Raw genomic sequence first — 19903 nt, 5'->3', positions numbered from 1 at the left:
TTTTATTCGACAACGGAAGATTAAAAATTCAGTACATTCTTGGACCACTCGGCGTATCCTTTGGAGGATTTCTCTTTTGCGATTTTGGCGGAATCGTCGGCTTTTCCAATGTTAATTAAATATTCGTTATAATCGCTTGCTTTTTTGTCCCGGACATATTTATCGAGATAATCCAATGCGAGCTGATAATGCCGGGCGCTACCCTGATATTCGGCCAGGATGAACCTAATCTGGCTCGAATCGATGCCATACTTATTGAAATCCTCATAGACGCTTTCCGTTGTTTCCTTCGTTAGGTTTGTTAGCGTTTCATTGGCTTTGTAGTAGCTTGTCTTGGCAATGGAAATCAAGGAGGAAGCTTCCGCTTTCGCTGCATTCATGGCATCGGCAGTCAACCGGATGGAAGTGCGGGCGGAATCCAACGATTCGCCGAGCGTCTGCAATTTCAAGTACAGCTCGGCAACAGCGGCATATTTCTTAAGCTTCTTGATATCGTTTTGCTGCTTCGTTTCCTCGGATTTGTCCGTTGATGCAGGAGGTGCTGCAGGAGGCTCGGGGAGCTTGACATCCACCTGATAAGCGTCGCCGTCCCATGTCACGGAAGCCCCAAGCTGCCGTAGCAAAGAAATCGGCACGAGCGTGTTGCCGTCATAGATCATGGCAGGCACTTCGCCCGCTTCGAGCGGCTTCCCGTTCGACGTTACTTTTACGATCGGATTTCCTTTGTAATCCGCGTTCAATCCGGAGGCGTTTACGGCTCCGGCCATCAGGATTAGGGTGGCGGACAATACCGCAATTTTTTTCTTCATGGATTTCCCTCTCTGATTCCCCATCGGCTGGGGGATTGGCTAATAACTGGATAACAATACTAATTATCTATATTTTCAGCGGGTTTGTCCAATGCCGGGCCGCTAACTGACGCGGTAGAGTAGATACATTCTACAATAGTTGACATATATATAAACGTTAATGTAATATGTCTATCATAAGGTAAACGAGATAAGGGTGTGTTTGTTTTATGCAGCTGTCTGAACAGTTTTGGAATGCATCGCTCGAAGAGATGAAGCGGGGTTACGTCGAGGAGACGGACTGTTATATTTGCTTGCTCTGCGGCAAAACGGTGGAGAAGGGCATTATTTATCCGGACGAAGGCACGCTCTATGAGGCGGAACGCTATACGCGGGTTCATATCGAAAATACCCATGGCTCGGTGTTCGAATATTTGATCGGGCTCGATAAAAAGCTGACCGGGCTGACCGATCATCAAAATAGTCTGCTCCGGCATTTTTACCAAGGGATGAGCGATGCGGACATTCAGAAGGAAATGGGCATCGGCAGCGCGTCCACCATCCGCAATCACCGCTTTGCTTTGAAGGAAAAAGAGCGCCAGTCCAAGGTGTATTTGGCGATGATGGAGCTGCTCAAGGAAAAGGACAAGCATGCGCCGGCCTTTGTCGAGCCTCACAGAACCGCCAAAATGGTGGATGAGCGATACAACGTGACTGCGGAAGAAATCGAAGAGATTGTGCAGAAATATTTTCCCGAGGGCACGGACGGGCCTTTAAAAACGTTCTATCTGCAGGAAAAGCACAAACTGGTCGTGCTGAGAGAAATCGCGAAACGGTTCAAAAGCGGGCATCTCTACAGCGAGAAGGAAGTCAATGAAATGTTGAAGGCCGCATACGACGATTTCGTTACCTTACGGCGCTATTTGATCGAATACGGATTTTTAGACAGAAAACCGGATGGAAGCCAGTACTGGCTGAAGTAACGGTTGGGGAGAAAAGGGGAATTGACCATGAATCGGCGGGAAGAACTGAAACAGATGTACAAAGAAGTGAAGCCCCAGGCGGGTGTTTTCCAGATCAAGAACACCGTCAATGGAAAGGTTCTGGTCGGCAGCACCATGAATCTGAAATCGCTGAACGGAAAAAGGATGGAACTGCAGCTCGGCACCATGATGAACAAAGCGCTTCAGCACGAGTGGAACGAGTACGGCGAGCAGGCGTTTGAAATCGAAGTACTGGAGGTTCTAGAGAAGAAGAAGACCGGCTTCTTCGACGCGAAGGAAGCTCTGCACAAGCTGGAGGAGAAATGGCTAGAGCAGCTTCAGCCGTACGGCGAACGGGGATATAACCGGGAAAAGTAAGGATCGCGCGCAACACAAGGAAGAGGGATCTGCGTCAGCTTTGACGCCGACTCCTCTTTTTTCAATGGTGACATAGCCATGCCGTTTATGGTTAGCAGCCGATGTGATATATTAGGTATTGCCTAATAAAATTAGGTGCTGCTTAATCTTTGGGTTCGGAAAGGGGAAGGCTCATGCTGGTGTGGATGTTAAGAAAGATGATGATGGAGCGGGGCATCCGAACGGGGGCCGCACTGGCCCGGCTGTTAAAGGAAAAAGCGGGCTACGAACTGTCCGCCCCCTCGATCAGCGCCCTGCTGACCGGCCAGCCGAAGCAGATGAAGGCCGAGACGCTGGACGCTCTATGCACGGCTCTGGACTGTACTCCGAACGACTTGTGGGTGCATACGCCGTCGCAAGTCAGAAGCGCATCCTTATAAAATGAAAAGAGGCGTTAACGTTATGGCTGAAAAAACAATCCTGCCGTTTGGCGACCCGGTTCTTCGCAAAAAGGCCAAGCCGGTGGAAGAGGTGAATCCGAGAATCGTTAAGCTGCTTGACGATATGGTCGATACGCTGTATGCCGCAGAGGGCAGGGCGGGGCTTGCGGCGCCGCAGATCGGATTTTTGCGCAGGGTGGTTGTGATGGACTGCGGCGACGGACTCATTGAGCTCATCAATCCGGTCATGCTGGAAATGTCCGGAGAGCAGATCGGGCCGGAAGGCTGTCTGTCGTTTCCCGGGCATTCTGGTATCGTGAAGCGGGCCAATCAAGTCAAGATCAGCAGCTTGAGCCGGCAAGGCGAGACGTTCGTTCTCGAAGCGGAAGGGTACCTTGCGTGCTGCATTCAACATGAAATGGACCATCTGGACGGGGTGCTTTACATCGACCGGATCGAAGGGAATGCGCTCATTCACGACGTGACGGGACGCAAGGTCAATGTGTTCGATATTATTCGTCTGTCCAAGGCTGAGCATTAAAAAAGCGGAAGCACCCAAAAAGAAACAGCCCGGACTTGAGGTCAAGCCCGGGCTGTTTCGCGTGTTCTACCTTTTCCCCATCTCGAAAAACTCGCACAAGTCTCTGCGGTGATAAGCGACATCGCTGACCCCGGACTGAATCACGACCGTGTCGTTGTCGAAGCGGGTGATGACCCCGCCGGAACCGACCACATGGTCGTCTTGAAAAACCCGGATCGATGCTTCGCGTTCCATCGCTTCCTGGAAATCCGCATCGGTTACCAATCTATGATTGCGTGCCATCTTGATCTCCTTCGTCGTTAAGCTGTATCCATTGTATCATATTTGCGAAAAAACATCAGAATAGGCCATGGTGAGCGCTTATCCGGCCTTGACGGTGAAAAGGGCATCGGGAGTGGCATGCTGTCTTACCCGGAAGCATAAAGTTTAGAAAGACTCCGAATCCATCTATCGAGGAGCGGATGGCCGATGTCAACGGTGGTGCATACGATGCCTGCGTTAATCCGGCACGAAGCGGATATGCAAATGTTCCGCCAATGCTTGTCGAGCCTGGAGCAGGCCGAACGGAGAGCCGTCCTTGTGCTGCATAATCAAGGCATGCTTACGAACGACCGCTTGTTGGAAACGGTAAGCTCGTTTGAGTTGGATGCGCATGTGATCGGCGGCGGGGAGAACGTCGGCATTCCCGCGGCCAGACAGGCTTGCTTCGAGTATGTTTGGCAGCACATCACGGATTGCGCATACCTAACCGAAATTCATCCGGATATGCTGTTTTCCGCCGGCTGGACGGTGCCGCTGCTAGCGTTCCTGCAGGCGCGACCGCAGGAGCCGTGCGTTTGTCCGGGGATATTAACGGCCGCCGGGGAATGGCACCCCGAAGGGAAGGGTGTGCGAAGTGCAGCCGTTCCGGGTTCGATCCCGGCGCTGCTCGATCTGCTGAACGAGTCAAGAAGGGATGAGGTGACCGAGGGATTCGTCCATCCGGTTATGCACCGGTCCGAGGCTTTGCGGGCGGTCGGCGGGTATCGCTTGGAGGATCTGCCCGGAAAGCAGGGCTATGAAGACGATTATTTGCTGCTCGCTTACTATCACGAGCTGAGACTGCCCAAAGGCTGGAGGCCGAAGGCGGATCTTCGTTCCCGCGTCTTTCATTATACGATGGCACAGCGCATGGATTATCGCGATTTGAACGAACAAGCCGGGTTGAATCTGCAAGGGCTGCTGCGGCGGTTTGGAACCCAAGGGCTTCACGACCTGAAAAACATCCATGCCTTGTCCAGTTTTCCGATAGGAGGATCTGTATGAACGTGGTGTTTTTCGGGGAACCCGGCGGGGAAGAGGAGGCAGGGTTTCCGCTGCTGCCGGACTGCCAGGTGTTTGCCGTTTCCGCAGGGAAGAAGTCAGGGAAGAAAAACGGCATCTCCTATATTCCGCTTTCGGCGGTTAGAGACCTCGAACCGTCGCATGGGGTGGCCGTGGTGTCCCATCGGTATTGGACGCCTTTCCTTCGGCAGTGGAAGCCTTATGCCGTGATCGGGCTCGCTTACGGTACGGAAGCTTCTTCGGATGCTTTCTTCCATGATTACCAGAAGGCACTAAACAGGCTCTGTGCTGCGGTCTTGACTGATTCGGAGGAAGCCATGCTGAACCTGAACCTGCGGGGCATTCCGGCCTTTTACGCGCCCGGACCGCCAAGTCATGTCTCGCAGGAGGCCGGGGGGAATGGGCTGAGCTTGGGTACGGCGCTTGACGAACGCTGCGTTGAGCTTGTGGGCTTGTGCAGAGCGAGTACGAATGCTCACGATTTGAGGCGGTCTTTGCAGGAGCTGGCGTCGCAGAAAAGAACGGAACGGACGAACGGACTGCTTGAAGCCATCGAATGCGAGCCTCACAACGAAGCTCTCCTCACGCTTGCCGCTCGTTATTTGTACGCGGATGGACGGTACAGCGAAGCGGAGCACTACGGCTTTCATGCCTTTGGCCGCTGTGTCGTTGCGAATGGAAGCCGCTGCCTCTCTCTTTACCGGTGGATTGCGATGGCCCAGGCCCGGCAAGGCAAGACCGAGGACGCTTTGAACAGCTTCGGCGTTACGGCAATTCAAGCCGAAGACAAAGCCCGCTACCAGCGGCTGCTTGCCGCTTACGACCAGCAGCTGCATGCTCTGGTTTGCGCGGACATTTGCCGGGAGAACGGGGATATCGCGTATGCTTTGGAGCTGCTCGAACGGGACCCTACGCCATTTGACCGTTCCATCCGTTATCAGCTTTACAAAGAAACAGGCCATTATCCGAAAGCCTTGGATCTGCTTGTTCAAGACCGTCCGCAGGAGCCGGCCGTGCAACGGGAGAAATGGCTGCTGCTCGGAGAGCAGGAAGAACAGAGAGGCTGCGTGCCGCAGGCCGTTTCCTTTTATTTGAAAGCGGCTTGCATCGATCAGGAGGTGATCTCGAACATCTTGCGCTTGGAGAAGGTGGAACGTTTTCTGGCTGCCCATTCTTAAACGAGGTGAGGCTTCATGCGGCCCGTTCGCAAAATCGAAAATAATCGCTTGACGGCGATGATGCAAGTGCGGAACGAAGAGAATCGTTTTCTGGAGGAAGTGCTCCAAGACCTGAGCGAATATGCGGACGACATCGTCATTGTGGACGATGCGAGCACGGACCGGACGGTGGACGTCTGTCTGTCGTTCCCCAAGGTGAAGGAGGTGGTGCGCCTGACGGAGCGGCATTTTTCCCGGGAATGGGAACTTCGCTCCCTGCTCTGGAGAGAAACCTGCAAGTACGGACCCGACTGGGTGCTGGCTATCGATGCCGACGAGGTGTTCGAATCGAAATTCAAACGGACGGTCCGGCAGCTTATGAATCAGGACAGCTACGACTGGGTCGCATTTCGGATGTACGATTTCTGGGGCGGACGAACGCATTACCGCGAAGACGAGCACTGGCAGCTGCATAAGCGGCATACAATCATGCTGCTTCGCAATTTGCCGGGCTTTCCTTATTACTACTTGCAGCACGACCATCACGTTCACCGGGTGCCTCTGTCGTACGGAGCGCTTCCGGGCCTGCTATCGGATATCCGGGTGAAGCATCTCGGTTGGGCGGGAAGCGAGGAGGAGCGTCGCAGGAAATACGAACGGTATAAGCAGATGGACCCGGAGGGCGTCTGGGGAAGCCAGGCCCAGTATGAATCGATTTTGGATGCGTCTCCCCATCTGGTCGAATGGAAGGAGGAGGAGTCTTGAGCAGCGTCGCCATTTTGACGCACAGCTTTTTGGACGCGTATAACGGTCGTATCGATAAAATTTACGGAGGCGGGCTCGAGAGGTACCTTTACGAGCTGTGTATGCTCATACGGAAGCTGGGCGCGGAACCGGAAGTGTACCAGTTGGCGTTCCGCGAGCCGTTCGAGACACGGCTTAGGACGACCGAGCTGGCCGGGATGAAAGTGCACGGATTGTTTTGCGGACAGATCGAGAAGGTGGCGCAGCTCTTCGAGGAGATGTCCCGCAAAGCAGACGCTCCGATCATTTACGCGAGCTGCATCTGGCATCCGATCCGCTATGTGCCGGGGTCCCTCGGCATCTGTCACGGCATCAATTGGGACCGGACGGACCTGGTCACCAGCGCCAAGACACAAGTGGCGGATAACGTCCAGCGCGCTTTGAACGAACTGTGGCGCATCGTGTCGGTCGATTCGCATTTTTTGACCTACTGCCGGTCTGTCTGTCATTATTTCGATCCGCTCAAGGTGGAGCTGATCCCCAATTCCGTCGATACGAGCCGCTTTTACCCGGGGGAGCGCAAAGAACAGGGCCGCACAGGCTTGAAGGTGCTGTTTCCCCGCCGAATCAGCCACGAAAGAGGCATTCTTCCGATGATGGTTGCAGCCGATGCGTTGTTGGAGCGGTTTCCGGACCTTCAAGTGCAGTTCGTCGGAGAAACGATCGAGGACGCGGACATATGCCGGGCATTTATGTTCTGGTTATCCTGCCACCCGCATCGGGCAAGAATCACGCATGAAGTCAAATCGTTCGACGAGATGAGGCTCGTCTACGCTGACGCGGATATCGCCGTCATTCCGACCGTGTATTCCGAAGGAACGTCGTTGTCCTGTCTCGAAGCGATGAGCTCCGGACTGCCGGTGGTTGCGACCAACGTCGGAGGGCTCAACGATCTTATTCTGGACGGCTACAACGGCAGGCTGGTGCCGCCTTCGGCTGAGCGGATCACGGCGGCGCTTGCGGAGCTGATCGAGGATCGGGAGATGCGGAAGGCTTTGGGGATTCGGGCCCGGGAAACTGCGCGCTGCTTCGACAAGAACATATGGGCAGGCCGATGGGAGCGGGTGTTGAAGGAATATTTGCGGAAGGGAGAGGTCATATCCTAGAAAAGCTGGAGGAATACAGTTGACACAAAAGGCGACGCCTCCCGCCCGTTCGACAGAGGGTCGCCTTTTCAAGCGGATAGCCACAAGGATAGCTTCAGCCACTCGGCTTTTTCTGGCGGTTGACCAAGCCGCTCGAATGCGAGCGACCGGTACACTTGGGCTAACGCAAGCCGGGGCAGCGACCAATCGGGAAGCCGGTCTTGAACTTGGCGCAGCGCGCCAGTAGCCTCCATCCAGCGCAGCAGCGCGCCGCAAAGCAATCCGTAGGCGCACAACTCCTGCGGAGACAGCCGATCTCGGTCACACCGGGCAAGAATGGCTTGAATCACGAAGTCTGGAGCCTGCAGAACAAGCTGAAGCAAAGGCGTACGAAGCAAACCGGGAAGATGCCGGAGCGCTCCCTCGGATTGGCGCAGGTAACAAACGAGCCCGTCCCAGCAGGCCGCCTCCAGAAAGACGGTGCAGGCGGTAAGGAAGGTGCGCTCATCCGCAGCAGCGGCGGATTCGTCCTGGACAAGCTGTTGTCTATCATCCTCCTTAACGGCGGACAAGTCGAGTCGGATAGCCCAGCGGAGCAGCTCGATATCGAGCGCCCTCTCTTTCGGTTCGTTCAAACCTTGCAATTCTGCCAAAACACCGGTTTTGTCTCCTTGCTTGGAACGTATCAGCCACTGACTAAGGCGAAGGGACAATGGATGCAAGCTTACGAGGGCCGGTTCAGGTACCCACTCCCGGATTCGCTGTGCAAGCGACAGCTCGTTGTACCGAAGCAGGCTGCGCACCACTTCCATCCATTGCTGCGGCGTCAGTTCCACCTGCCAGCTTCGGAGGCAGTACAGCAATTCGGCCCAGCGGCCTTCCGTGGCGGTCAGCTCAAGCCAGCGCCGCCAAGCGGGTTCATACCGGGGGAATTTACTTAGTGCTTGACGGTATGAGCGAAGAGCTTCGGCCCGATTCAGCAGCTTTTCTTGTAGTTGGCCAAGCCGGTATGCCGTTGCAAAGCTTCCGGAACCCGTCTGGCTTGCGTAAAGCCCGGAGCGAGGCGTCAGCATTAGGGAGCGTTCGTAAGCCTTGCGGGCGAGGCCGTATTCGTTTCGCTCCGCGCAAAGGTCCCCCAGGAGATCCCAAAGATCAGTAAAATCGGGAAATAAGCGAAGCCCTTCCTCCACAAGCCGAAGCGTTTCGTCATGGGATCTCTGCAGCCGGAGCAGGAGAGCGGTCTTGAGCAGCAGATCGGGATAAAACCCGCAGGAGGGCTCAAGCGATTCCAGCAGCGGGAGGAACACTCCCATAGCCTCGCTGTATCGTTCCATATGCAGATATTCCGTTCCCAGCGCATACTGCAGTCTCGAATCCCCCGGGGTTGCCGCGATCGCTTTGGCGAGAAGGGACGCGTTGCGCTGCGGTTTTCGTTTTTGCCGCACTCTGTCCTCCAAATATCCGTAGTGACGAATCGTAATGCGACTTGGAATCGGGGTCAGATTCCTTTTCAACAAGGCAGGTACGATATCTTCGTGGATTTTCCCACTGTAGCGCAAATCGGGCAAATTCCGAAACAATCGGCAGCACGAGTCGGTAAAGCTGAGATATTCCGTAAATTGTCCGTAATAATTAACAAAATGCAAGGCATAAGCGAAGGCATCGGATCGGCACAACGACTCGGACAGCAGCGGCAGGCATTCGGGCGCTAACTCCTCATCGGCATCCAGCACCAGAATCCAGTCACCCGACGCCACGTCCAGCGCCTGGTTCCGCGCTTTTGAGAAATCGTCCTCCCACTCGTGGGCGTAGACGCTTGCTCCAAATTCCCGGGCGATGGCCGCGCTGCGGTCCGTCGAGCCGGTGTCGACGACGACGATCTCCGACGCGATTCCGGCAACTGAAGTCAGGCTGCGGGGCAAGAGCTCTTCTTCGTCTTTCACGATCATGCATACCGACAGGCGAGGGCTAGACAGAGGGCGCTCCCTCCCGCTCCGGCAATCCCTCGTCGAAGGGAAGCGACAGTATAGCGTTCTTGATCAATTCCAGCTTCGGCTCCCGCCGTAGCAGACGGTTCAAGTGAAGTTCGGCATTGTGGGATAAGTCGTAAACCATCTGGAGCACCGAATCGCATTGGAAGTCTTTTTCCAATGTTCGCTGCTTCTCCTCCCATAGGGACACAAATTGGTGGTAAACGGGATATTTTTTTTGAGCATGAAGCATACGCGCCTTCTTTGCCGTCTCACTTAACGATTTCGCCGAGCCCGGCTGCAAAGGAGGAAGCCAGTCGTTCGGCAGTCCGTTTTTGAAAAAGTCTTCGCTCCATAGCTCCCCGGACTCACGATCCCCTGTTGACGGCCCGGCTAAAAGACGGCATTCCGCGGCGAGGTTCAGCAGTGCCTCTTTTTCGTCCTCGTCCACTCCATCCGTCAAGGTCCACAACTGTGTCAAACTTTCCAGCGCTTGGTAACAATGGGTCCGGTAAAGAACCTTGGCAATATCGGCTCGATGCTCCCGGAGGCGCAGCTTGAATGATTTCTGGATTAACGCCATCAGTTCATGCTGCTTCTCTGCCGTCCGATACAGACGGAACAAGCGATAGAGGGAACGGAGTGCACCCGGCTGCTGTTGAAAGGAGGTAAGGTAGGCTTGCGCAGCTTCGTTGTCCTGGGCCATAGACTCGCATACGAGACCCAGCAAGTAGTAGGTGGTATGGGAGCCGACACCCGCTTCCGTGTGGTAGCCTTTGGGTTCCGAGTAATGCACGGCTTTTCGGAAAGACAGCTTGGCGGATTGAAAATCCCCAAGCGTCATCTGGTAGCAGCCTTTGTAATGATACAAGTCGGTATAGTCCGGATAAAGGGTAATCCCGCGGTTACAGCTGTCGATCGCTTCCTTCAGCCGGTTCATTGCCGCGTAACAACGGGCTTCGCACTTATACAGCAGGTGGGCGTAGTTGGCCATCGGATGCGCATACCGGATCGATTGCTGAAACGCATCCAATGCTTCTTCCACCTGATTATTCTGCAAATATTCGATTCCGATGTTATACAGATGGAACGAATGCTGGGGATGCTCTTCCAGCTCTTTTTTCAGCAAAGCCAGATTTCGCTCCGTCTTGTTCTTGCTCGCTCTGATGTGGGCTTGGTATCCGTAGTGGTGCACCCGGATATGGGTCATGACAAAGCGTGCACCCGGATTTACCTGTTGAATGTTTTCGGCGATCTGCTCATGGATTCTTCCGGTGAAACGGTACCCCGGCAAATTCCGAAACATACGGATCGTCGGATTGATGCTGGCGTTCAGCTCCCGGTCGCCAAAATGATTGATGATTCGCACAAAATAAGCATCCGCCTCGGCGCAGTCGGCCCAAGTCAGCAGATCTACTTTGCTGTCATCATCAAGCTCCTCGTCCGCATCCAAAAATAAGATCCATTCGCCCGATGCGTGATCCACTCCAAGGTTCCGCGCCCCGGCAAAATCGTCCTGCCACTGCATTTCGATAACGCGGGCCTGAAACGACTTGGCGATCGATACCGTCTCATCCTGCGAACCGGTATCGACCACGATCATTTCCGAGACGACGTCTTTGACGCTTTCCAAGCAGCGTGCCAGATTTTGCTCTTCATTCTTTACGATCATGCACAGCGAAATGCTGGCAGGCTTCATCGTAATTCCTCCTTTGTACGCCGCGCCAGTAAGGACGCCAATTCGACCTGGAGACCAGCTCGATGGAAAGATTGAGTTTTTGCAAATTGGCATTCAGCAAAGAGGCTTCCGGTATTCTTTCCAGGGCTTCTTGCACAATACTCCTCGCTTGCTGCAAATAACATAAGGCGGCGGCTATTCTGGCTTTACGATCTTCCGGGTCAAGGCTCAAGGCTTGCTCGAACAGCACGGAAGCTTCCTGCCATCGGCCCCGGTCATACAAAACGATCCCCAGAATGTAAAAGCTCTCGCCATCCAGTGGTTCCGTCTCCATGATCGTGAGCAGGCGATCGGCCGCTTGATCCACAAACCCTTCGTAGAACAGCATTTTGGCCGTAAACGGGCGAAATGCCGGAGAAAGTCCTGTAAGCCTGCCGATTACAGCCGGATACTGCATTTGGATAGCCAGATGGAGCAGTGGCTTGACAAACAGCAAGTACGAGTAATCCGCATCCTCTTCGGATAGCTCGGCATGCGTTCGAAGCTGCTCGAACAAACGGGCGTAAAACGCTGCTTCCGGCTGGCGGGTCATCCAATCCGACAAGTAAGCTGGGATGGGAATGGTTTTCTCCAAGCTGTGCAGCAGCAGCGTATGAAAGAGGAGCGGGGTGTCCGGCGCTTCCGAGGCCGCTATCGGTTCGACAAGCCGATGCGCTTCCTGGGCTTCCCCTTCGCGGACCAGGGACAGAACGATCAATTCCCTGATGCGCGGCGATCGGGCGAGGTAAGAACTCAGCACCTCGCGGCTGGCGCAGTAGCAGCCGACGTCGAACAGAGCTTCGCCAATGCTGATTTCGCACAGCTCGCGAAGCGGATAAGTAGGCGAGTCTGGCTGGAAATTCGGGCTAACGATATGAAGGAGCTCTTTGACGATCTCCTCTTCGGTTTTGTTTAAAGCGCCCAGAACATCTGCAATGCCCACAAACGCTTCTTTGGAATAAAAACAATGCTTGAGCGCGTCCAGATAAAATTTTAGTGCGTCCCCGTATGCGGACCATTTTGCGGCAATGTTCCCCATAGCCAAATAGGACCGGAAGGTATGAGTGCCGGACTCCGTTAGATAGGAGCGGGAAGGGGAGGCGCCGACGGCGGCTTGAAACGATCGAAGCGCCATATCTTCCTGATGTACCGCCGTGTAGGCTACTCCTAAATAATAATGCAGGTCGGGGTATTCCTCATATCTCTGCTTTTCCTTTTCAAGCAGCTTCACCGCTTGCGGAAAGGCAGCGGTTTTGATCAACAATTTGGACAAATCCTTCACGATGGTCGGCCGGTAGGAAACTTCGGGCGGAGCGCTTTTCAGGGCTTGCTCCAACAGCTTGACGGCATCGCGATCCATCCCCAGCTGTTCGCAACAAACTCCCAAATGGTAACGGTAATATGGGGATTTGGGATGATCCTTAACAGCTTGCTGCAGAATGGTCAAATTTCTCTTGGCTTTTGCTTTTTGTTCTTGCACCTCGGGCAAGTAACCGAAATGCAGCAGACTCAGACCGCTTGTACCGATGCAAGCGATCGAACCGTGACGCTTCTCGATGGAAGGGAGGATGTCTTCGTGAATCGGGCCTTGGTACCGGTATTGCGGCCGATTCCGGAAAAGGCGCAGCGACCGGTGATAGACCCGTTCATGAGGGAGCGAACCGGTTACATTTTCCACGTCCAGCCAGAAGGCTTCCAGCTCCGTGTTTCTCAAGGTTTTCCTGAATGTTTGCAGATCGCCTGTCATTTGTTCGTCAGCGTCAAGAACGAGAATCCAGTCTGCCCGGGTTCGCACCACAGCCGCATTGCGAGCTTTGGAAAAATCGTTTTCCCAATTTATACGGAACACCTTGGCCCCGTAAGACTCGGCTATCGGGATGGTTCGATCGGTAGAACCGGTATCTACAACGATAATTTCATCCACCCAGGATTTGACGCTCTCCAGGCATGACGGTAAAAAGTGCTCTTCATTACGCACAATCAGGTTCAAACTCAGCAGCATGAATCGGTTTCCTCCCTCCCAGGAAAAAAACAACCCCTCTGCTATGCAGAGGGATATGTTTTCATTTTATGAACCCTGAGCGTTGAATATGACGTCAATCGTTCCGGTTACCAACGTCGTTGAAGCCCGATGCGAGAGGCGAGTATATTTCAAAAAGCGTTGAGGCACAAGTACGTCGACAGACCCCGGAGCCAGGTTCGTGCTGCTTACGTCGGTAAACCAGTTGGTTCCGTTCGCGCTAATTTCCAGTATCGTATCGACGGTTCCCACGGGACTGGAGTTGTAGACAAAGAACGAATAAGTTTCCAAAACGGCGGTCGTTATAGCCGCCAGCGGCGCGAACGTCGTGGCCGTGCCCACGGGGACGGACAAGAAGCTCTGCTCTACAAAGGTGTTTTGCGAGATTGCGGTTAACGTTCCGCCCAGGATGGCGGTAATTGTACCCGCCGTGATGGTCGCTCCAAGCACGGAGCCGAGGGTAGTCAAGGTCCCTGCGGTGATGGTAGCGCCGAGAACACTGGTAATGGTGCCGTTGAGCAGATTGGTGATCGTTCCGCCCAACAATGTGGCGCTGATGGTGCCTGCAGTAATGGTGGCTCCCAGCACGGAACCGACGGTAGTCAAGGTCCCTGCGGTGATGGTGGCGCCGAGCACGCTGGTAATGGTGCCGTTGAGCAGGTTGGTGATCGTTCCGCCCAGTAGCGTGGCACTGATGGTGCCTGCTGTAATGGTGGCTCCTAGCACGGAGCCGACGGTAGTCAAAGTCCCTGCGGTGATGGTAGCGCCGAGTACGCTGGTGATGGTGCCATTGAGCAGGTTGGTGATCGTTCCACCGAGCAGTGTGGCACTGATCGTGCCTGCTGTAATGGTGGCTCCGAGTACGGAGCCGACGGTAGTTAAGGTTCCCGCGGTGATGGTAGCGCCGAGCACGTTGGTGATGGTGCCATTAAGCAGGTTGGTGATCGTTCCGCCGAGCAGTGTTGCGCTGATCGTGCCTGCTGTAATGGTGGCTCCTAGCACGGAGCCGACGGTGGTTAAGGTCCCCGCGGTGATGGTAGTGCCGAGTACACTGGTGATGGTGCCGTTGAGCAGGTTGGTGATCGTTCCGCCGAGCAGTGTTGCGCTGATCGTGCCAGCAGTAATGGTGGCTCCGAGTATAGAGCCGACGGTAGTTAAGGTCCCCGCGGTGATGGTAGCGCCGAGCACACTGGTGATGGTGCCGTTAAGCAAGTTATTGATAGTCCCGCCAAGCAGTGTGGCACTGACGATTCCGCCGAGAATGGTGGCGCTGAGTGTGCCTGCTGTAATGGTGGCTCCCAACACGGAACCGACGGTAGTCAAAGTCCCTGCGGTGATCGTGGCTCCGAGCACGCTGGTAATGGTGCCGTTGAGTAGGTTGGTGATCGTCCCGCCCAGTAGTGTGGCACTGACGATTCCGCCGAGGATCGTTGCGCTGATCGTGCCTGCAGTAATAGTGGCTCCCAGAACAGAGCCTACAGTATTCAATGTACCCGCAGTGATGGTGGCCCCGAGCACGCTGGTAATGGTGCCGTTGAGCAGGTTGTTGATCGTTCCGCCGAGGATCGTTGCGCTAATAGTCCCTGCTGTTATGGTGGCTCCCAGTACAGAGCCGACGGCAGTCAAGGTCCCAGCAGTGATGGTAGCGCCAAGCACGCTGGTGATAGTGCCATTAAGCAGGTTGTCGATAATCCCACCCAGCAGTGTAGCACTGACCGCGCCGCCGAGAATCGTCGCGCTAATGGTACCAGCTGTAATGGTAGCTCCTAGTACAGAACCGACGGTAGTCAAGGTCCCTGCGGTAATTGTAGCGCCAAGTACGCTGGTGATGGTCCCGTTGAGCAGATTGTCGATCGTTCCGCCAAGCAGTGTAGCACTTATGGTACCGTCGAGAATCGTCGCGCTGATAGTTCCAGCTGTAATGGTTGCTCCCAAGACAGATCCGACGGTAGTCAAGGTCCCTGCGGTGATGGTGGCTCCGAGCACGCTGGTAATGGTGCCGTTAAGCAGGTTGTCGATAGTCCCGCCAAGCAGTGTGGCACTGACTACGCCGCCGAGAATGGTAGCACTGATCGTGCCTTCGGTAATTGTAACCCCCAGTACGGAGCCTACAGTAGTCAAGGTCCCTGCAGTGATGGTGGCTCCAAGTACGCTGGTGATGGTACCGTTAAGCAGGTTATCGATAGTCCCGCCAAGGATCGTGGTACTGACGGTACCACCAAGAATCGTAGCGCTGACAGTCCCCCCGAGAATGGTGGCGCTGATCGTGCCAGCAGTAATGGTTGCGCCCAACACAGATCCTACGGTAGTTAAGGTCCCTGCGGTGATGGTGGCTCCGAGCACGCTGGTGATGGTACCGTTAAGCAGGTTATCGATAGTTCCGCCCAGTAGCGTTGCACTGACGGTGCCGTCAAGAATCGTAGCGCTGACGGTTCCGCCGAGAATAGTGGCGCTAATAGTTCCAGCTGTAATGGTAGCCCCCAGTACGGTGCCTACAGTAGTCAAGGTCCCCGCAGTGATGGTAGCCCCAAGCACGCTAGTGATAGTGCCGTTAAGTAGATTGTCGATAGTCCCGCCCAGTAGTGTAGCACTGACTGCGCCGCCGAGAATAGTGGCGCTAATAGTTCCAGCTGTAATGGTAGCTCCCAGTACAGAGCCTACAGTAGTCAAGGTGCCCGCAGTGATGGTAGCCCCGAGCACGCTGGTAATGGTGCCATTAAGCAGATTGTCGATAGTCCCGCCGAGGATCGTGGCACTGACGGTGCCGCCGAGAATCGTCGCGCTAATGGTTCCTGCTGTAATGGTGACTCCCAACACGGATCCGACGGTAGTTAAGGTACCTGCAGTGATGGTAGCCCCGAGCACACTGGTGATAGTGCCGTTAAGCAGATTGTCGATAGTCCCACCAAGAAGTGTAGCACTTACGGTACCGCCGAGAATCGTCGCGCTAATAGTTCCTGCTGTAATGGTGGCTCCCAGCACGGAACCGACGGCAGTCAAGGTACCCGCAGTGACGGTAGCGCCAAGCACGCTGGTGATAGTGCCATTAAGCAGGTTGTCTATAGTCCCGCCAAGGATGGTAGCACCGACCGCTCCCCCGATGATCGTCGCACTGACAGTCCCCCCGAGAATGGTAGCACTGATCGTGCCTGTTGTGATGGTTACTCCCAGCACGGAACCGACGGTCGTCAAGGTCCCTGCAGTGATAGTAGCGCCGAGCACACTGGTAATGGTGCCGTTGAGCAGGTTATCGATAGTCCCGCCCAGAATCGTCGCGCTGACGATCCCCCCGAGAATGGTAGCACTGATCGTGCCCGCAGTAATGGTTGCGCCCAAGACGGAACCGACGGTCGTCAAGGTCCCAGCAGTGATGGTAGCACCAAGCACGTTGGTGATGGTACCGCTAAGCAGGTTGTCGATAGTCCCACCCAGCAGTGTAGCACTGACCGCGCCGCCGAGAATCGTCGCGCTAATAGTTCCTGCTGTAACGGTAGCGCCTAGTACGGAACCGACGGCAGTCAAGGTCCCAGCAGTGATGGTAGCGCCAAGCACGCTAGTAATAGTGCCGTTAAGCAGGTTGTCGATAGTCCCGCCCAGCAGTGTAGCACTGACCGCTCCCCCGAGGATCGTCGCGCTGACAGCGCCGCCGAGAATCGTCGCGCTGATCGTCCCCGACGTAATGGTAGCTCCCAGCACAGAACCGACAGTAGTCAAGGTCCCCGCCGTGATGGTAGCACCAAGTACGCTAGTGATGGTGCCGTTAAGCAGGTTGTCGATAGTCCCACCAAGAAGTGTAGCACCGACAGCGCCGCCGAGAATCGTCGCGCTAATAGTGCCTGCTGTAATGGTAGCTCCCAAGACAAAACCAACAGTAGTCAAGGTCCCTGCGGTGATGGTAGCGCCGAGCACGCTGCTGATGGTGCCGTTGAGCAGATTGTCGATAGTCCCACCCAGCAGGGTAGCACCGACAGTCCCGCCTAAGATTGTCGCGCTGACGGTGCCCCCTACGATCGTTGCACTAATTGTTCCTGCGGTGATAGTAGCCCCAAGTACAGATTGGACTACCGTCAGTGTCCCACCGGTAATGGTGACAGATGGCACAATTGCAGTAAGGGTGCCCAAAATCGCACTAAGCGTACCACCCGTAATGGTCGCTCCCAGCACAGAGCCAACGGTAGTCAAAGTCCCTGCAGTGATGGTGGCGCCGAGTACACTGGTAATGGTGCCGTTAAGCAAATTGTCGATAGTTCCGCCCAGCAGGGTAACACCGACGGTACCGCCTAAGATTGTCGCGCTGACGGTGCCCCCTACGATCGTCGCACTAAGGGTTCCGGCAGTGATAGTAGCTCCAAGCACAGATTCGACTGCCGTCAGTGTCCCGCCGGAAATGGTAACGGAGGGCACAACCGCAGTAAGAGTTCCCAGAATCGCATTGAGCGTCCCGCCGGTGATAGTAGCTCCAAGCACAGAGCTGACGGTGGTCAGAGTCCCCGCAGTGATGGTAGCGCCGAGCACGCTGGTGATGGTGCCGTTGAGCAAATTATCGATAGTCCCGCCCAGCAGCGTAGCACCGACGGTACCGCCGAGAATGGTAGTACTGACCGTCCCGCCTGTGATGGTCGCGCCAAGAACGGATTCCACCACCGAAATCGTTCCGCCCGATATCGTAACAGAAGGTACGACTGCTGTAATTGTCCCGGTAATGGCATTAATGGTACCACCGGTAATGGTAGCCCCAAGTATGGATTCAATAGTAGTCAATGTTCCTGCTGTAATCGTCGCCCCAAGCACAGACTCGACGGTGGTTAATGTGCCCGCGGTAACCGTGGCCCCCAGTACGGATTGAATCGTCGTTAGAGTTCCGCCGGTTACAGTTGCAGACGGGACGACTGCGGTTATTGTCCCGATAATGGCATTAATCGTTCCGGCCACGATCGTTGCTGCTGTAACGTGTTGAATGACGTCGATCGTTCCGCCAATCGGAATGTTGAGAATTGCCCCACTAGGGTCGGTTTGGATGGGACGAGGGGTTCCCGTCGAATCCTGTCCGAAGATCAGCGAGCGCAAGTCGTTGGGGTTGAGGTTAAATACATTAAAGTTTGGCAATAAAATCACCCTTAGCCCGCAATTTTGTCTCGAAACACATATTTAGATGACTGCCTTAGAGCACCGCTTTTCCCAAATGAATACAAATAGTGTATGCCGAAACAAATCGAAAAAGTGCTTTTCCACTAGAAAGAAGTAGGGCGGTTGTACCCAACGAAAGGAAGATGGCCGATGAGACAAAAGCGAATCCATTCGCCCAAACTTGCAGTAAAGCGAATCAAAAAGCGATCCGTATCCGAAAAAGCGGTCCGTATCATAAAGGAACCGATTCCCCAGCCAGAGGAAACGCCTTTATTTAATCACGGTGAGTTCGAGGAGCTTTTTGAAATACTCGATCGGGAAGAATCCTGCGTTGCCTTCGAAAATATCAGACTTGACCTGGTCATAACGGATTCCGTTGTCCGCTCTCCCTTTTTCGATACATCCATCTTTGTGACGTATTCGTTTATCGTCGTGAACCAGAGCGAGACCGCTCTGAACCTTGTAATTGAAGAAAGTCCGGACCGGGTGCATACGTTCGAAGATTTCACTCAAACCATCAAACCTTTTGAAACTCAAATTATCGTTCCTAAACGATTTGCAAAGTATACGAGGCTTGCCTTTGTCAATCCATCGCCTGATGTTGAGGCACATGTCAGACTGTTTTTTCAAGCTCAAACCTACCGCTGCGCCAATCCGGGCGAATAAGGGAAACCCCCTTGAAAGAGCCTGTTCAAGGTTCTGTTTAAGGGGGCCCCAACATAAATAATGATTGAATCGAGATTGCGTGCTTTCCAGCCGCATAAAGGCGGGTGAAGAATGAAAGGGATATTTGTAGGAAAAAACCGAATGTTGATCTATCCGGTGTGGGGAGGACTCCTTTACTCCTTTGCCGACGATGTGAGCTTGACTCCGCAGCTTGTAGCCAGCGGGGTGTTCGACGTTGCTTTGACCAACTACATACTTCTGAATGTGAAACCGGGTCACAAGGTGATCGATGTCGGGGCAAATATCGGTTATTTTACTGTTCTGATGGGGCTGCTCGTCGGCGAGCAGGGGAAGGTTCTAGCTTACGAAGCGGGCAGGAAAAACTATGGACTGCTGCGGGACAACGTCGCGATGAATATGCTGTTTGCCAAGAAGCGGGTAACAGCGATCCAAAAGGCCATCTCCGATACACCTGGCTCCAAGACGTTTTACTACAGCGAGCTGTATACGGGGTCAAGCTCTTTGGTGAAACCCGGCGAACAATATTTTGATTACTTTGCCAATGATGTCATGCAGGAAGAAGAGGTCATGACGGGGACGCTGGATGCGAACGAGGGGAATTTCGATTATATCGATTTTATTAAAATGGACATTGAAGGAGGGGAGTATCACGCCTTTCTTGGGATGGAGGCGCTGCTTGGACGACAAGCCGTCGGCAAAGTGGCTTTCGAACTGAACCCGCTGATGCTGAGCGGGCATTGGGATGAATTTCGCCGCTTGCTCGGGACTTATCAAGAGCGCTTCGCAGCCCGGTTCTATAAAATCACCAACGAAGGCTTGGCTGTAGAAGCGAGCCTCGACGAGCTTTTCGCCCACGGGGAAACGGAAACGATCCTGATGTCCGTGGAATGTCAGGAGTAAGGCT

The 19903-nt window shown here is 54.5% G+C and carries 16 protein-coding genes; 10 read left to right on the top strand and 6 right to left on the bottom strand.

The window, feature by feature from the left end; translation table 11 throughout:
* Positions 1-20: 20 nt before the first annotated feature.
* A complete protein-coding gene (locus NI000_RS00600) occupies positions 21-809 on the bottom strand; it encodes a copper amine oxidase N-terminal domain-containing protein (protein WP_253406801.1) in 789 nt (262 codons plus the stop codon).
* Between the two features lie 209 nt (positions 810-1018).
* On the opposite strand from NI000_RS00600, the gene NI000_RS00595 reads away from it, so the two are divergent.
* The 4 genes from NI000_RS00595 (at position 1019) to def (ending at position 3109) form a co-directional block, all read left to right on the top strand.
* Positions 1019-1771, top strand: coding sequence for a DUF2087 domain-containing protein (locus NI000_RS00595; protein WP_253406800.1), 753 nt, complete (start codon positions 1019-1021; stop codon positions 1769-1771).
* A 27-nt stretch (positions 1772-1798) separates the two neighbouring features.
* The gene (locus NI000_RS00590; protein ID WP_253406799.1) at positions 1799-2149 is read left to right on the top strand and encodes a GIY-YIG nuclease family protein; all 351 of its coding nucleotides are present in this window, start codon (positions 1799-1801) and stop codon (positions 2147-2149) included.
* A 173-nt stretch (positions 2150-2322) separates the two neighbouring features.
* On the top strand, positions 2323-2568 hold the full coding sequence (locus NI000_RS00585) for a helix-turn-helix domain-containing protein (protein ID WP_253406798.1): 246 nt from the start codon (positions 2323-2325) through the stop codon (positions 2566-2568).
* Between the two features lie 22 nt (positions 2569-2590).
* Positions 2591-3109 (top strand): peptide deformylase, encoded by a 519-nt coding sequence (gene def / locus NI000_RS00580; protein WP_253406797.1) that lies wholly within the window; start codon positions 2591-2593, stop codon positions 3107-3109.
* Positions 3110-3175: 66 nt separating this feature from the next.
* Here the strand turns inward: def and NI000_RS00575 are convergent, their stop codons facing one another.
* Positions 3176-3391: a hypothetical protein gene (locus NI000_RS00575; protein WP_253406796.1), complete on the bottom strand. Its 216-nt coding sequence runs from the start codon at positions 3389-3391 to the stop codon at positions 3176-3178.
* 186 nt (positions 3392-3577) lie between these two features.
* Between NI000_RS00575 and NI000_RS00570 the strand changes: the two genes are divergently transcribed.
* The 4 genes from NI000_RS00570 to NI000_RS00555 are packed head-to-tail and all read left to right on the top strand — an operon-like array spanning position 3578 to position 7499.
* Entirely contained in the window at positions 3578-4414 is an 837-nt protein-coding gene (locus NI000_RS00570; RefSeq protein ID WP_253406795.1) for a hypothetical protein, read from the top strand.
* The gene (locus NI000_RS00565; RefSeq protein WP_253406794.1) at positions 4411-5610 is read left to right on the top strand and encodes a tetratricopeptide repeat protein; all 1200 of its coding nucleotides are present in this window, start codon (positions 4411-4413) and stop codon (positions 5608-5610) included. The genes NI000_RS00570 and NI000_RS00565 overlap by 4 nt, the downstream gene beginning before the upstream one ends.
* 57 nt (positions 5611-5667) lie before the next feature.
* Positions 5668-6354 (top strand): glycosyltransferase, encoded by a 687-nt coding sequence (locus NI000_RS00560; RefSeq protein ID WP_253406793.1) that lies wholly within the window; start codon positions 5668-5670, stop codon positions 6352-6354.
* Entirely contained in the window at positions 6351-7499 is a 1149-nt protein-coding gene (locus NI000_RS00555; RefSeq protein ID WP_253406792.1) for a glycosyltransferase family 4 protein, read from the top strand. The genes NI000_RS00560 and NI000_RS00555 overlap by 4 nt, the downstream gene beginning before the upstream one ends.
* 68 nt (positions 7500-7567) lie before the next feature.
* Here the strand turns inward: NI000_RS00555 and NI000_RS00550 are convergent, their stop codons facing one another.
* From NI000_RS00550 to NI000_RS00535, 4 genes are all read right to left on the bottom strand, one after another.
* Complete coding sequence (locus NI000_RS00550) at positions 7568-9427, bottom strand: tetratricopeptide repeat-containing glycosyltransferase family 2 protein (protein ID WP_253406791.1); 1860 nt, start codon at positions 9425-9427, stop codon at positions 7568-7570.
* 19 nt (positions 9428-9446) lie between these two features.
* Positions 9447-11147 carry a glycosyltransferase gene (locus tag NI000_RS00545; protein WP_253406790.1) on the bottom strand — a complete coding sequence of 567 codons (1701 nt, stop codon included), beginning with the start codon at positions 11145-11147 and terminating at the stop codon, positions 9447-9449.
* Complete coding sequence (locus NI000_RS00540) at positions 11104-13167, bottom strand: TPR domain-containing glycosyltransferase (RefSeq protein WP_253406789.1); 2064 nt, start codon at positions 13165-13167, stop codon at positions 11104-11106. The genes NI000_RS00545 and NI000_RS00540 overlap by 44 nt, the downstream gene beginning before the upstream one ends.
* 66 nt (positions 13168-13233) lie before the next feature.
* A complete protein-coding gene (locus NI000_RS00535) occupies positions 13234-18300 on the bottom strand; it encodes a beta strand repeat-containing protein (RefSeq protein ID WP_253406788.1) in 5067 nt (1688 codons plus the stop codon).
* 162 nt (positions 18301-18462) lie between these two features.
* Between NI000_RS00535 and NI000_RS00530 the strand changes: the two genes are divergently transcribed.
* Positions 18463-18978: a DUF6385 domain-containing protein gene (locus tag NI000_RS00530; RefSeq protein ID WP_253406787.1), complete on the top strand. Its 516-nt coding sequence runs from the start codon at positions 18463-18465 to the stop codon at positions 18976-18978.
* Between the two features lie 141 nt (positions 18979-19119).
* Positions 19120-19899, top strand: coding sequence for an FkbM family methyltransferase (locus NI000_RS00525; protein WP_253406786.1), 780 nt, complete (start codon positions 19120-19122; stop codon positions 19897-19899).
* The last annotated feature ends 4 nt before the right edge of the window (positions 19900-19903 follow it).

The organism is Paenibacillus tyrphae (assembly GCF_024158745.1).
Lineage (GTDB): Bacteria > Bacillota > Bacilli > Paenibacillales > NBRC-103111 > Paenibacillus_G > Paenibacillus_G tyrfis_A.
This window is presented reverse-complemented; position numbering and strand designations above follow the sequence as displayed.